This is a genomic window from Sphingobacterium sp. R2 (assembly GCF_040760075.1).
Classification (GTDB): Bacteria; Bacteroidota; Bacteroidia; order Sphingobacteriales; family Sphingobacteriaceae; genus Sphingobacterium.
The window spans coordinates 34,344-48,302 of record NZ_CP142884.1 but is presented as its reverse complement, the minus strand read 5'-3'; the positions used below and the strand labels follow the sequence as shown (position 1 = coordinate 48,302).

14 protein-coding genes are annotated in these 13,959 nt (G+C 39.4%); 4 read left to right on the top strand and 10 right to left on the bottom strand.

The features are described from left to right. Nucleotides 1–19: 19 nt before the first annotated feature. Entirely contained in the window at nucleotides 20–844 is an 825-nt protein-coding gene (locus VXM68_RS00210) for a prephenate dehydratase (protein WP_046671823.1), read from the bottom strand. Nucleotides 845–1,416: 572 nt separating this feature from the next. Between VXM68_RS00210 and VXM68_RS00205 the strand changes: the two genes are divergently transcribed. From VXM68_RS00205 to VXM68_RS00190, 4 genes are all read left to right on the top strand, one after another. Next, nucleotides 1,417–1,812: a thermonuclease family protein gene (locus tag VXM68_RS00205; protein ID WP_367210121.1), complete on the top strand. Its 396-nt coding sequence runs from the start codon at nucleotides 1,417–1,419 to the stop codon at nucleotides 1,810–1,812. A gap of 94 nt (nucleotides 1,813–1,906) precedes the next feature. Continuing rightward, nucleotides 1,907–2,776: an EamA family transporter gene (locus VXM68_RS00200; RefSeq protein WP_367210120.1), complete on the top strand. Its 870-nt coding sequence runs from the start codon at nucleotides 1,907–1,909 to the stop codon at nucleotides 2,774–2,776. Continuing rightward, nucleotides 2,773–3,390: a YigZ family protein gene (locus VXM68_RS00195; RefSeq protein WP_293957795.1), complete on the top strand. Its 618-nt coding sequence runs from the start codon at nucleotides 2,773–2,775 to the stop codon at nucleotides 3,388–3,390. Before VXM68_RS00200 ends, VXM68_RS00195 begins: the two co-directional genes overlap by 4 nt. Beyond that, a complete protein-coding gene (locus VXM68_RS00190) occupies nucleotides 3,387–4,241 on the top strand; it encodes a nucleoside phosphorylase (RefSeq protein WP_367210119.1) in 855 nt (284 codons plus the stop codon). The genes VXM68_RS00195 and VXM68_RS00190 overlap by 4 nt, the downstream gene beginning before the upstream one ends. A gap of 98 nt (nucleotides 4,242–4,339) precedes the next feature. Here the strand turns inward: VXM68_RS00190 and rodA are convergent, their stop codons facing one another. From rodA to VXM68_RS00145, 9 genes are all read right to left on the bottom strand, one after another. Continuing rightward, nucleotides 4,340–5,605, bottom strand: coding sequence for a rod shape-determining protein RodA (gene rodA / locus VXM68_RS00185; RefSeq protein WP_209578797.1), 1,266 nt, complete (start codon nucleotides 5,603–5,605; stop codon nucleotides 4,340–4,342). Beyond that, nucleotides 5,598–7,583 (bottom strand): penicillin-binding protein 2, encoded by a 1,986-nt coding sequence (gene mrdA / locus VXM68_RS00180; RefSeq protein WP_293957798.1) that lies wholly within the window; start codon nucleotides 7,581–7,583, stop codon nucleotides 5,598–5,600. Before mrdA ends, rodA begins: the two co-directional genes overlap by 8 nt. A gap of 27 nt (nucleotides 7,584–7,610) precedes the next feature. Next, a complete protein-coding gene (locus VXM68_RS00175) occupies nucleotides 7,611–8,129 on the bottom strand; it encodes a rod shape-determining protein MreD (protein WP_293957799.1) in 519 nt (172 codons plus the stop codon). After that, nucleotides 8,122–8,964: a rod shape-determining protein MreC gene (gene mreC, locus VXM68_RS00170; protein ID WP_293957800.1), complete on the bottom strand. Its 843-nt coding sequence runs from the start codon at nucleotides 8,962–8,964 to the stop codon at nucleotides 8,122–8,124. Before mreC ends, VXM68_RS00175 begins: the two co-directional genes overlap by 8 nt. 92 nt (nucleotides 8,965–9,056) lie before the next feature. Next, nucleotides 9,057–10,082 (bottom strand): rod shape-determining protein, encoded by a 1,026-nt coding sequence (locus VXM68_RS00165; RefSeq protein ID WP_046671815.1) that lies wholly within the window; start codon nucleotides 10,080–10,082, stop codon nucleotides 9,057–9,059. A gap of 441 nt (nucleotides 10,083–10,523) precedes the next feature. Beyond that, entirely contained in the window at nucleotides 10,524–11,834 is a 1,311-nt protein-coding gene (locus tag VXM68_RS00160; protein ID WP_293957801.1) for an NAD(P)/FAD-dependent oxidoreductase, read from the bottom strand. A 253-nt stretch (nucleotides 11,835–12,087) separates the two neighbouring features. Continuing rightward, nucleotides 12,088–12,420 (bottom strand): 2Fe-2S iron-sulfur cluster-binding protein, encoded by a 333-nt coding sequence (locus tag VXM68_RS00155; protein WP_294186192.1) that lies wholly within the window; start codon nucleotides 12,418–12,420, stop codon nucleotides 12,088–12,090. A gap of 2 nt (nucleotides 12,421–12,422) precedes the next feature. Then, complete coding sequence (locus VXM68_RS00150; protein WP_294347431.1) at nucleotides 12,423–13,427, bottom strand: NAD(P)/FAD-dependent oxidoreductase; 1,005 nt, start codon at nucleotides 13,425–13,427, stop codon at nucleotides 12,423–12,425. Between the two features lie 2 nt (nucleotides 13,428–13,429). Then, nucleotides 13,430–13,867, bottom strand: a complete 438-nt coding sequence (locus VXM68_RS00145; RefSeq protein WP_294186187.1) for a MarR family winged helix-turn-helix transcriptional regulator — start codon at nucleotides 13,865–13,867, stop codon at nucleotides 13,430–13,432. Between the last annotated feature and the right edge of the window lie 92 nt (nucleotides 13,868–13,959).

Genomic DNA, 13,959 nt, shown 5'->3' with positions numbered 1-13,959 from the left:
TGTATGCGTAAATTGTTAATTATAGTTTTTCGTTTTTGACATACTCGCCCATAATATTGAAATTGACACTATGTTTGAGTACTTTACGTATTGCTGCTTCGTAGTCTGTTTGTTTTTTCCATTCTACGTCAACGAAAAAATCATATTCATTGCGTTTTCCGATTACCGGCATTGACTGAATTTTGCTCAAGTTGATATTCTGTTCGGCAAAGCATTGTAAAATAGTCGCCAGAGATCCTACTGTATTTCCTGTTTGGAATGATAATGACGCTTTATTGGCATTCTTATGTTCGACAACCTCATTAGATAATACGAGGAAACGCGTTGCGTTCTTTTTATTGGTTTCGATTCTCTTTTCTAATATTTCAAGACCATAGATTTCAGCGGCCAATGTCCCAGCGATTGCAGCAGTATCCGTTAATTTTCGCTCCGCAATCATTTTCGCAGTTGCAGCGGTATCAGATCCCTCGGTTATACGTACACCTTCAAGTTCAGAAAGAAATTCTTCACATTGGCGAATGGCAATTGGATGCGATTCGATGTGTTTAATATCCTTTAATTTAACGCCTGGCAATACCATGAGATTCTGTTGGATGTTTAGGTAAACTTCACCAGTAATATGGAACTTGTAATCTCTTAATAAATTATAATTCGGTAATAGACTTCCTGCAATTGAATTTTCGATCGCCATAACGATATAGTCGACTTTTCTTTGCTTCAGCAATTCACAAGTTTTTTTAAATGAATCACATTCTACAATTTCAACTTCTCTTCCGAAAAATTTAAATGCGGCCTCTTCATGAAATGAAGCCTTTGCTCCCTGTATTGCAATTTTTAAACTCATTGTTTTTTTGTTCGCTATGTTGTCTCCAAAAAAAAGAGTCCCGATCATTTGAACCGGGACTCTTCTTGTTTGTATTTTTTATGATTTATACACAATCTAATCCCGGCTCTTATTTTTAAAATAAAAGAAGTTAAAATAGAAATATGTATATGTTCTGTTCATCCTGTTGTTGTTTGACATTTCAAATGTACGAATGTTTTTGAAATATCAAAGAAAAAAATAATTTTTTATTATAAATATTAAGCTAATTTCATGGTTTTTTTATGTGTTTTTATGTGGTTTTCATGATTAAATTTTAGTGGTTTATTTGTGTTCTTTTTAAAGCGTTTATTTCTATTTAATTATGTTATATTGTTGTTTTTTAATGTTTTAAATTTTTGTCCTGTTGTTTTTCTTCGATGATAAATTGTGTTTTTGTATTGTTTTTTTATGTTAAAAATAGCTTTATTTTTATGTGATTTTTTACTGTTTTTTTATATTAAATTTATGTGTTTTTAATATTAATATTTCCGTTTTTTTTGACTGTTTTGTTAAAAAAGTATTTTACTACCTTTGGACAAACGCTGGATTTTATGCTAAAACGAAGTAATTTTTATGTACGTGTATGTATGATCTGTTTTTTATTGACAGGTTTTACTTTTAAAGGAGAGGAAAAAGAAGCGAGGGTAAAGCGCGTTATCGATGGCGATACCTTTGTCATTGAAAATGGAACCTCAAAAGGGGAGAAAGTTAGGCTGATAGGGGTAGATGCCCCGGAAACGAGGCGGACGGCACGCAAGGAAATCGGTTACTATGGTCAAGAAGCAAAGCAGTATTTAACGGCAATGTTGAATGGAAAAAGTGTTAAGTTAGTCTTTGACATTGGAAAACGGGATCGGTATGGAAGACTTCTTGCCTATGTGTATATTGGAAAGAAATTCGTCAATCGGGATTTGGTTGAACAGGGTTATGCAGTTCCTATACGCTAGCACCAAATGTACAATATGCAGATTTATTTGTAAAATTGGAACGTCAGGCTCGTCAGGAGAAACGTGGCCTTTGGAAATAAATGAATTTTGAATCATGATTTTTGTTTTATTCAGTGTCATCTGTAGCGTAACCGTTGCTGTTTTATTAAAATTGGCAAAACAAAATGGAGTCGAAACCAAACAAGTTATCGTTTGGAATTACCCCATGGCGGTTGCACTGGCTTATTTTGTATTGCAACCGAATCTAAAATCGCTCGTATGGGATGCTATGCCGGTTACGTTGTATACGATTCTGGCGATATTACTTCCAGGGATGTTTGTTTTTATAGCTTTGTCCATTCGCTATGGTGGTTTGGTCAAGACAGAGATTGCACAACGCTTATCGTTGTTTATTCCCTTGCTTGCATCATTTTTCTTCTTTCATGAAAAAATGGAGGGACATAAGATGCTCGGAATAGCCCTTGGTTTATTGGCTATCCTATGTTCTATTGGCTGGCAAAAAAATGAGCATAGTGGCTCGATGGGAGATAGTCGTTATAAAGCGCTTTATCCATTATTGGTATTTATCGGTATGGGCATAATTGATATCCTCTTCAAACAGGTCGCCTTGCATGTTAATATACCTTATATCAGTTCCATGTTTATTATCTTTGTGATGGCGATGTTTATTGCAATGGTGCTGTTGCTGTATTTCCTTTTTGTGGAAAAGCAACGTTTTTCAAAGCAAGCTGTGGGATATGGATTGGTTTTGGGCGTATTTAACTTCTGTAACATCCTATTCTATATGAAAGCGCATCGTGCCCTACCAGACAATCCATCAGTCGTATTTACTGGGATGAATATTGGTGTGATCTCATTGGGCGCTCTAATTGGCGTCTTATTTTTTAAAGAAAGGTTATCATTATTGAATTATCTAGGCATAGCGCTTTCTATTGTTTCAGTTTTAATCATAGCATATCTATGAGTTTATTTGAAGATACTTACCGGACTATTGATGCAAAATACGAGGGAATTTTTAGAGATAAGGGCAGTAAATTTATTGCTTATGCTTTTCCATTTAAATCCGAAGAGCAATTAAAAGATCTGATTTTGGAAGTGAAAGCGATTCATCCGAAAGCGAGACACCATTGTTGGGCTTATCGTCTCACGCCAGATCGTGCTGTCTTTCGTGTGAATGATGATGGAGAACCGTCGGGAACAGCAGGACGCCCAATTTTAAATGTGCTATTGTCTATGGATGTCACCAACATTACTGTGATTGTTGTACGATATTTTGGCGGTACATTGTTGGGCGTGCCAGGTTTGATTAATGCCTACAAATCGGCCACCCAAGACGCTTTGAACCAAGCAGAAATTATCGAGCGTACAGTGAATGACCATTATGGTATTACCTTCGATTACCTCCATATGAATGATGTTATGCGGATAATTAAGGAAGAAGGCGTAGGAGTTGAAAAACAGGAATTTGACAATCAATGTTATTTGGAGTTTGAAGTCCGAAAAACGCAGGTCAATCGAATTGTTGATCGGTTCACTAAAATTGAGGGCTGTCAGTTAACTTATTTATATACGCTATGATTAACGAATCGGAATTAGTTTTGAATGCAGATGGCAGTATTTATCATCTGAATTTGTTGCCAGAAGACCTGGCCAATACCGTAATTACTGTAGGCGATCCAGACCGGGTGGCGAAAGTTTCGGCGCACTTTGATCGCATTGAACTCAAAAAGGGGAAGCGTGAATTTATTACACATACCGGGTATTTGGGGAATAAACGGCTGACCGTAATATCCACCGGTATAGGTACGGATAATATAGACATCGTATTAAATGAACTGGATGCACTTGCAAATATTGATTTTGCCAGCAGAACCGTCAAGTCCGTGCTGACCTCGCTGGATATAATACGCATCGGAACTTCAGGCGCTGTACAACAAGATGTAGAAATGGGAACTATTTTGGCCTCTTCTTACGGTATAGGTCTTGATGCCTTGATGAACTATTATGAGGGTACTTATAACGATGAGGAAAAAGAGCTTGAGGCGGAATTAGGTAGGCATTTTTCGGCATTGAACTTGCAGCCTTATGTTGCCAAAGGGAGTAGAAGTCTTCAGGAACAGATAGCTTTTGATCTTCCCAAGGGGATCACATTAACCGCACCAGGTTTTTATGCACCACAGGGGCGTAATTTGCGGGCGAATAATAGCATTCCTAATTTTTTGAGTTTAGTAAATTCTTTTCATTACAAAGCGCTACGCTTAACTAACCTGGAGATGGAAACCGCCGGTATTTATGCATTGGCCAATCTATTTGGACATCAAGCTTTATCCATCAATGCTATTTTGGCAAATAGGGTGAACGGCCATTTTTCCGCTACGCCCGAACAAGTAGTCGATAAAGCTATACAGCTCGTTCTAGGACGCATTTAACTCTTTTTGGAGAACAACCTTGTGCAATAGACGGTTCGTGACGGATGCAATAAAAGAGTGGATGTTGTAGAAAAGATTCAAATCGAAAAGGAATTGTCTTAGACAATTCCTTTTCGATTTGAATCAAATTTAAGCATGATGAACAGCAAGATCGTGAAACTCCACAAAGATGAACCTCCGTAGCTGATAAAAGGTAGTGGTATCCCGATAACGGGTACAATACCTATTGTCATGCCGATATTGATAAACAAGTGAAAAAATAGAATAGAGGCTACACCATAAGCATATATCCTGGCGAAGGCCGAACGCTGTCGTTCGGCAATGTGAATAATGCGTAACAGTAGCGTAAGATAGATTAGTAATAAGGTAACCGATCCGACAAAGCCCCATTCCTCTCCAACCGTACAGAAAATAAAATCTGTACTTTGCTCAGGTACGAAATTATATTTTGTCTGGGTTCCCTGTAAATAACCTTTTCCCAAAAGCTGTCCCGATCCAATTGCAATTTTAGACTGATTCAAATTATAGCCCTTTCCCTTAGGATCTTCCATTTTGCCTAAAATGATGTCAATACGATCACGTTGATGTGATTGTAAGACATGATCATACACGAGGTCTACACAGAGAATAAATACTGCACATGCCGCAAAAAGTATACTGAGATTAATAATGTATTTCCTTCTCTTGCGGTAGTTCCACATCACGAGGCCAATGAGTAATGCCAAAACCAAAATAAGTATCCATGGATTGACCAATAAAGCAAGTACGAAAAGCAAAATGCAGAGACCTCCAAATATCAGAAGTTCATTATTCACATAGCCCTCCCGGTAGAACACAAAAATCAACGAAAAGAATGCGAGGGCAGATCCAGTATCGGGTTGTAACATCACCAGAAATACAGGAAATAATACTATACCGGCTCCCATAGCTAAAGTTTGCATCGTTGGAGCTTTATTGCTTTGAGAACTTAAAAAGTTGGCCAGCAACAGGCAGGTAGAAAGTTTCGCAAACTCCGAAGGCTGTAAGCGGAAAAAACCGAGGTCGATCCAGGCCTGGTTTCCACCAACATTTCGTCCGACGACCAACACGATCACAAGCAATACAGCAGTTATACCGTAAAATATTGGTGAGGCTGAGCTGAAAAATTTAGCGTCTATGATCAAAATGGACACCCCCAAGATAATAGCGGAAACAAGATATAAAGACTGTTTTCCATAATTCGTACCCAACGTAAAGAAATTGGGAAGTTCGGGGTTAAACACAGCCGCGCGGATATTGAATAAGCCGATTAAGCATAGCGCAAGCCAAAGGGTTATGGTCAGCCAGTCTATCTTTCCAAAGAAACTTGTTTTTTGATTATTCATATCTTCTCTTTATCTCGCTATGGTGAACAATTGTTTCTTTTGGTTTTGTCAAAGCGGCCAGCTGCCGTTTAGATTTTAACGTGTCCGTTTTGGATTTAACTGAGTCCGTTTTTTTTACATCCTTAGAAGCCTTTGGATCCACCACTTTTTTAGGCGCAGGAAGAAAATTTGCATTATAGATGCGGTCCTGGATATACTTAGGGGCAGTGATGGTGTCTTTGAGGTATTTCTCGACCATCATACTGGCAATAGGTCCTGCCCATGTCCCACCATAACCTGCATTTTCAACAAAAACAGCAATGGCGATTTTAGGATTTTCCCGCGGCGCAAAAGCAAAGAAAACAGCATGGTTTTCTCCATGCGGGTTCTGAGCCGTACCTGTTTTTCCGCACATTTCAATACCCGGAATACGATTGGACCAAGCTGTTCCTTCAGGTGTATTGACAGCATCGCTCATGCCCTGAATAACTACAGGATAGTATTTTTCATCGACACCGGCACTGATTTTTTCCGTGAATTCCTTCTTGGCAATTTTCTTTTCTCCAATTCCTTTAATCAAATGCGGTCTGTAGTAAAATCCTTTATTAGCAACGATAGCCATGATATTGGCCATTTGCAATGGCGTTATTCCCATTTCCCCTTGTCCGATGGATAAAGAAATGTTAAAACTTGAACGCCATTTATCGTTACCGTATCGTTTGGTATAAAAATCTGATGTCGGCAATAAACCTGGTTTCTCTCCGGGTAGATCAATGCCCAATTTATGACCAATTCCAAACTGCGTCACTGCATTGCGCCATAAATCATAAGCTTTAGGTCCCGAAAGGCCACGTCCATCAATCATTTTGGCATACGTAAAACCATAATAAGTATTGCATGATACGGCTACCGATCGCTGTAAAGTAGTTGATCCATGATAGTGGGTACAGCCCATCCATCCACGTCCACCACCATAACTGTATCCATGCGGGCAGAAGAATACCGTATTGCGATCAATCACACCCGCTTGTTGCGCAGTCAATGCAGATACTACCTTAAATACAGATCCGGGTGGGTAAGAAGCTTGAATAGGACGGTTAAACAGCGGTTTCGTTTCATCCTTTAATAATTTCATATAATTATTGCCAGATTGTCGTCCCACCATCATGTTTGGATTATAGCTCGGGCTGCTGACATAAGCCAAGATTTCACCCGTTGCAGGCTCGATAGCGACTATGGATCCCAATTTATTTTTCATCAGGTTTTCCCCTAGAATTTGAAGGTCTTTATCCAAAGAGGAAACCAGCCCTTCCCCTGCAACAGCGAGGGTGTCGTATTTTCCCTCCATAAATACACCCTTGGGGCGATTCAGCGCGTCGACCATCAAATTGTTAACACCGCGTTTCCCACGAATGAGGTCTTCATAGGAACGCTCTACGCCGCTGCGGCCGATATAGTCACCGCTGCGATAAAATCCATTGGAACGTTCAATATCCTTGTCATTTACCTCACTGACATAACCCAAAAACTGAGCCGCTATGCTATCGGGATAACTTCTGATTGTTCTCTTCTGCACATAGAAACCCCGAAATTGATATTGATACTCCTGATATTGGGCCCATGTCCGTACAGAAAGCTGTTTTTCAAAAATAGATGCACGATAAGGCGAATGTATTCTAGCCTTTTCCATCCGTTTGATAAAGCCTTCTTTATCGATATCTATCAATTTGCAAAACAGTGCCGTATCAATTTCTTTTACTTCACGAGGGGTGACCATAAGGTCATATACCGGTTCGTTCTGAACCAGCACCTTTCCTTTCCGGTCCAATATAACGCCTCGCGCAGGGTACACAATGACCTTGCGCATCACATTACTGTTGGCAGAGTGTATGTACGAATCGTCTATGATCTGTAAATAAAATAAGCGGGCCATCAGCGTCAATGTGATGGCGATAAAGATTCCGGAAACGACGTACTTGCGCGCAAAAAAACTGTTCATAGAAATAAATTTCTATCCATCGATCTACTATAACCGATCTTTCTTTTTATAGAATAATATGCTAAATAATAGCATGATAATTACCGTAAATATACAACTTAAAACGATACTCAATAAGGTGTATTGGAGGTGTTGGAAGGAAAAAGATTCTAAGAGATACAAAAATGTATGATGAATCAATGTTCCGAAGAAGATATAAGAAAAGAACCAACGGATATTCATGAATCCCAACATTGGGGTGAAAAAAGACTCGCGTTCTTCCACTTCGAGTGTAATTTTCATGAAGAAAATTCGGAAAGCAGCTAATGCCACACAGGCCGCGGTATTGATGCCTAGAGTATCATAAAAAGAATCTACGGTAAGTCCAGTTAGAAATGCGATCAAATAAACCAAAAAATTAGGCGTTCCCGTTGGGAGCAAAAAAACAAATAAAATGTAAGGAAATGCCGCGACCAGATTGTAGTAACCAATGTTTTGAAATAGGAAAACTTGCATGCCTATCAACACGATAAATCGAATAATATTAAATATTAAAATCCTAGCCATTGTCCTTTGTCGATTCTTCTAGTGTTTTTAATTCGTTATTTAACAGGTCTTTTACAACGTACACATGCTGTAAGTTGGAGAAGTTGGTACTTAAAAGTATTCTAAGATCTAAAAAAGCATCTCCAGAGGAGATACCCGTCTGAATGACAGTCCCAACAAAAATCCCTTTTGGAAAGTGGCCCGAATACCCCGAGGTATATACTTTGTCTCCCTTGTTGACTTTAATGTGATTTGGGATTTCCTTCACCATTGCCGCGCGATAGTCCATGCTATTTCCCCATACCAACGAACCAAATACTTCAGTATGACCGAGGGTAACCGATATTCTCGTGTCAGGATGCAACAAGGATTGAACCGTCGAGAAATGAGGTGAGACATTTAAGACAATACCTACTACGCCATTGGGGGCGATCACACCCATTCCGCGCTCGATACCATCTTTACTACCTTTATCGAGTGTAATTGTATTTGCTTTTTGGTGAATGCTGTTGTTGATGACATTCGCAATAATAAATTCATAACGCCCAAATTCGCTGCTATCAATAGGCGGTACAGGACCGATGTTGACGCTGTCCGTTGACCGATAGGCCTGCAAGTCCTTTCTCAACTGCGCATTTTCTCTTGCGAGCGCATCGTTAGTTTCATCGAGGTGAAGGTAGCTTTTCCAGGAATTGACTTTCGCATAGAGGCCTCCGATGATACTATTCGAAGAATTTAAGACCGAATTACGTTGGAAGGAATTATTGGTGATGACCAAAAATAAAGAGAATCCAAAAAAGAGGATAAACCAAAAGAATGCATTATATCGTCTTAGGAATAACCAAAGGTTTCTCATTTTTTAATGTGGGTATTTAATAAGCAAGCGATATAATAGTTTTGCATATTATATCGCTCTTTAATAAAATATTGTTATTAATTATCGAACGGTTAGGATTGCATCAGAAATTTAAATCGTCCGATATTTTTTAGTGCAATACCAGTTCCTCTTACGACAGCGCGTAATGGATCTTCAGCAATGTGCACCGGAAGTTTAGTCTTAGCTTGTATACGACGATCTAAACCGCGTAATAATGCACCACCGCCAGTTAGGTAAATACCTGTTTGATAAATATCTGCTGATAATTCTGGAGGAGTAATTTCTAAAGCTTTTAAGATCGCCTCTTCAATTTTCGAGATGGATTTATCCAGACAATGGGCTATTTCGGTATAAGAAACAGTGATCTGTTTAGGAACACCAGTCATCAAATCACGCCCTTGAACAGCAAAATCTGCAGGTGGTTCCTGCAATTCCGGAAGAGCAGCTCCCACTTCAATTTTTATTTTTTCAGCCGTACGTTCACCGATCATGATGTTGTGTTGTCGTCTGATGTATTGAACGATATCAGAGTCAAAGTTATCACCTGCAACGCGAATAGATTGGTCACATACGATACCCGACAAAGCAATGACCGCTATTTCGGTAGTACCACCACCGATATCAATAATCATATTACCCATCGGTTCTTCCACATCAATCCCTATACCTACAGCAGCGGCCATCGGCTCGTGAATCAAATAGACTTCCTTAGCACCAGCAATTTCAGCTGAGTCGCGTACCGCTCTTTTTTCCACCTCTGTAATACCGGATGGAATACAAACAACCATACGAAGTGAAGGGAAAAACCAACTCTTGCCATTATTTACTAATTTTACCATTCCCCTGATCAAATGCTCAGCGGCCGTAAAATCGGCAATTACGCCATCACGTAAAGGACGTACTGTCTTTATATTGTCGTGTGTTTTACCCTCCATCTGCATGGCTTGGCGGCCAATGGCGATCACTTTATTTGTGGTGCGGTCAAATGCAACAATAGAAGGTTCATCCACTACTACTTTGTCATTATGAATTATTAGGGTATTTGCAGTACCCAAGTCAATCGCAACTTCTTGCGTAAACCAATTAAATAAGCCCATCTGCTAATCCTTAAGCTATTTTAAAATAATATGCAAACCTACCAAAAAAAATTAATCTTTTTGAGGTTATACATCAAAAAAAAAGATATTATGAAAGTAAATTCGATCTGGAAAAAACTGTCTTTAAATTTAACGAATATAATCTGTAAATGTTACGTGCTAAGCAAAGTTATTTTAAATTGGATACCCCTAAGAGATGCATAAAACAGGTTTTTTTTGAAATCGTTGGCTGTTAAAACAAAGAATCCAATAAAGAACGTTGGGTTTTGAAAAGTCAGTGGAAGGCTAATGTTGTGATGTGATGAGATACTCAACTAGTGCACCATTATGGCCAGTGGTAAGCTGATTAGAGGGGGGATAAAAAAGACAGCGCCATGATTGTAAGATCATGGCGCTGTCGGGGATATTGATTTATTTCAGCTGGGAAATACTGTTAAAAGACTATTGCACTGTTTCTGCCTGATTCTTTTCCGGAATTGGTTCATCGTACTTGTGGAATATTAAACGTACACCGCTGTTTTTTGTGAAAAATTTAATGGACCAGTTCACAAAAGTAATGAGTTTATTTCTGAATCCATAGATGGACATCAAGTGGACAAACATCCAGGTCATCCAGCCAAAGAATCCATTAAAATGAATTTTTCCCATATCAACTACCGCTTTATTACGGCCTATAGTAGCCATTGAGCCTTTGTCGAAATAATTGAATTTCTCAGTTGGTTGGTTGGAAATTGTTTGAAGGATGTGCTTAGCAACATATGCTCCCTGTTGTTGAGCTACCGGTGCAACACCTGGTAAGCCACGAGGAAGATCATCAGTAATAAACGCCGAAACATCACCAATGGCATAAACACCTGGCATATCGATAACGCGACATTGGTCGTCCGTCTGTATACGGTTTCCGCGCTGAATAATTTCTTTCTTGAAGCCATCAGGATATTGTCCAGCTACGCCGGCACCCCAAATCACGGTTTTTGTCTCAATGCTTCTGCCGTCGGCGAAAGTAATCGAATTACCATCATATCCCGTTACCTGAACATTCAATAACACTTCTACACCTAGATCTTTCAGGTACCTTTCCGAATCTTTGGAAGATTTTTCAGACAGATTGGCCAATACTTTCGGAAGTCCTTCGACCAAGTACACCGACATCTCAGATTTTTTTAATTCTGGATAGTCTTTTTCAAGAACGTTGTTTTTGATTTCTGCGATTGCACCCGAAAGTTCTACACCTGTCGGACCACCTCCGACAATAACGAAGTTCAGATTGGCTTTACGATCAGCCGGATTTTCTATCCGTACCGCCTCTTCCAGGTTCTGTAAAACATAGCTACGAATGTTTAATGCTTCTTGTATGTTTTTCATTGGCAAAGCATATTTCGTGATTTGTTGATTGCCGAAGAAGTTCGTCGTAGCGCCTGTCGCAACGATCAAATAATCATAGTCAAAATCACCAACATCTGTCCTTACAATTTTGGCCGCATTATCTACACTCTTTACGTCAGCAAGTCTAAAGTGAAAGTTGTCTTGGCCTTTGAACATTTTGCGGACAGGGAAAGAAATAGAATCCGCCGAAAGAGTACCCGTGGCTACCTGATACATCAAAGGTTGAAAAGTATGAAAGTTATTTCTGTCCAGCAACAGAACATCAACTTCCTTATTTTTAAGCTTTTTAGCAACTTCAATTCCTCCAAATCCAGCACCAATAATGATTACTCTTGGGAATTTTCTATTTGAACTATTGCTTGGCATATTTTTAATAGTTTGTTGTAAAAATTCGGTACAATCGAATTAAGCTGCAAATATCTTAAATTTTGGTTCAAAAAACTAAAAAATATTTATTTATTGCGCCGATATGTTGTGAATTTTATTGTGAAAAGGCTAAATCTTTCAATCATATGTTTTGTAGATGTTTGATTTTTAGTCTTTTATGTCGGTCTCCTGACGTCTAAAAAAAAGGCTGTTAGTAGTGAAGCCATGGTGTATAAAATACACCATGGCTTCACTACTGCAGTGCGCCTTTTATCTTGATCTTCATGCCGTTGTTGCAATTCTGTAGATAAAGCTGACAGGCGAGCCGACTTTGATCATCAGCATCGGGGAGTGTGTCTAACATATCGAGCTCCTGATCGCTCGCTGAAGCCAGCGATTCTAGACCTTCAATAACCTCAACATGGCAGGTAGCGCATAAAGCCATCCCACCGCAGGTTGCCAATATTTCATATTCTGATGCCCTTAAAATTTCCATCAGTGAAAGATTGATGTCGGTCGGAATCTCCAGCATATTTTCGGTTCCCTCCCGATCAATAACAGTAATGTTAATTAGATTATTATCCATGGCTAGAATGTATTTATACCGTTTACCGTGGTGTATTTGAATGTTAATTTTTGATCTGGGTAGACAAATTTAAAAGCGCTTTGACACATCAGGGCAGCTTCATGATATCCACAAAGAATCAGTTTCAGCTTGCCGGGATACGTATTGATGTCTCCGATTGCGTAAATACGTTCTACATTGGTGGAGTAATCAAAAGTGTTGACCGCTATCGCATTTTTATCGATATTTAATCCCCAGTCTGCGATTGGACCAAGCTTGGGTGTAAGTCCATATAGAGGAATAAAATAATCTGCCTCTGTAGCGATAACTTCTTTGTCTTTATTGGTTGTTTCAACATGGGATAAACTGCCATTGCCATGAATGTTGATCAGACTGTGGGAAAGCAATAAATTGATTTTCCCCTGCTGGGCCAATTTGAACACCTTTTCAGCTGAGTCTGGAGCACCTCGAAAGGAGTCGCTCCGATGTATTAAAGTTACCTGCTGCGCAATGTCTGCGAGGTGAAAGGTCCAGTCAAGCGCAGAGTCGCCACCACCGGCAATAACAATTTTTTTATCCCGGTACTTGGCGGGATCTTTTACCATATAGTCTACCCCTTTTCCTTCATAGAAATGAAGATTCGGAATCTCCGGTTTACGCGGCTCAAAACAGCCCAAGCCCCCGGCGATAACAATAACTTGTGTGTGAACAACCGTATGATCATTAGTTGCCACGATAAAAGAGCCATCGTCCTGTTTAGTAATTTCTTCTACACGTTCACCTAAGGTGAAAGTAGGGTCGAAAGGTTTAATTTGTTCAAGCTGCTTATCGATCAGCTCCTGTGCGGTTATACTTGGATAACCGGGTATATCATAGATAGGTTTGTGTGGGTAAATCTCCGACAGCTGTCCGCCTACCTGAGGTAACACATCAATCAAATGGCAGCGCATTTTTAAAAGCCCAGCTTCGAAAACAGCGAATAGGCCAACAGGTCCTGCTCCAATGATACAGATATCCGTATTTATCATAACTATTCTATATTTAAGTTGTTATATATAGTGTTCAGAATCCTTGTAAAAGCATCGAAATCTTCCGCTGTTAAATTTTCCCAGGCCTTCATACGAATCTCCGCAACAATTGGCGAAAGCGATGCTACTTTTAATTTTCCTTCTTCCGTCAAATGCAAATAAAGACTCCGGCGGTCTGTTTCGTCAATGACCCGTTCAGCTAGATTTTTTTTAAGAAGGATATCAACGATCCGTGTCAATGTTGGCTGGTCTTTTCCGCAGCGTTTCGCCAGTTCCTTTTGCGAAAGCTGATCCGTTTCATACAAAGCCTTTAAAATCGTCCACTGATCCACAGTGATATCAAATCCTTTCTCCGCAAAAGAGGATTGGGCAAATTGCTTTACCTTCTTGGCTGTTTGGTCCAAGATGAAAGAGTAGCGGTCAAATTTTTCGTTTAGCATACAAATATTTAGTGCAACAAATATATTTAAAATATTTAGTGTGACAAGTAATTTGAATGCAATAAAAAAGGGCGTTCGAATGAATGCCCTTT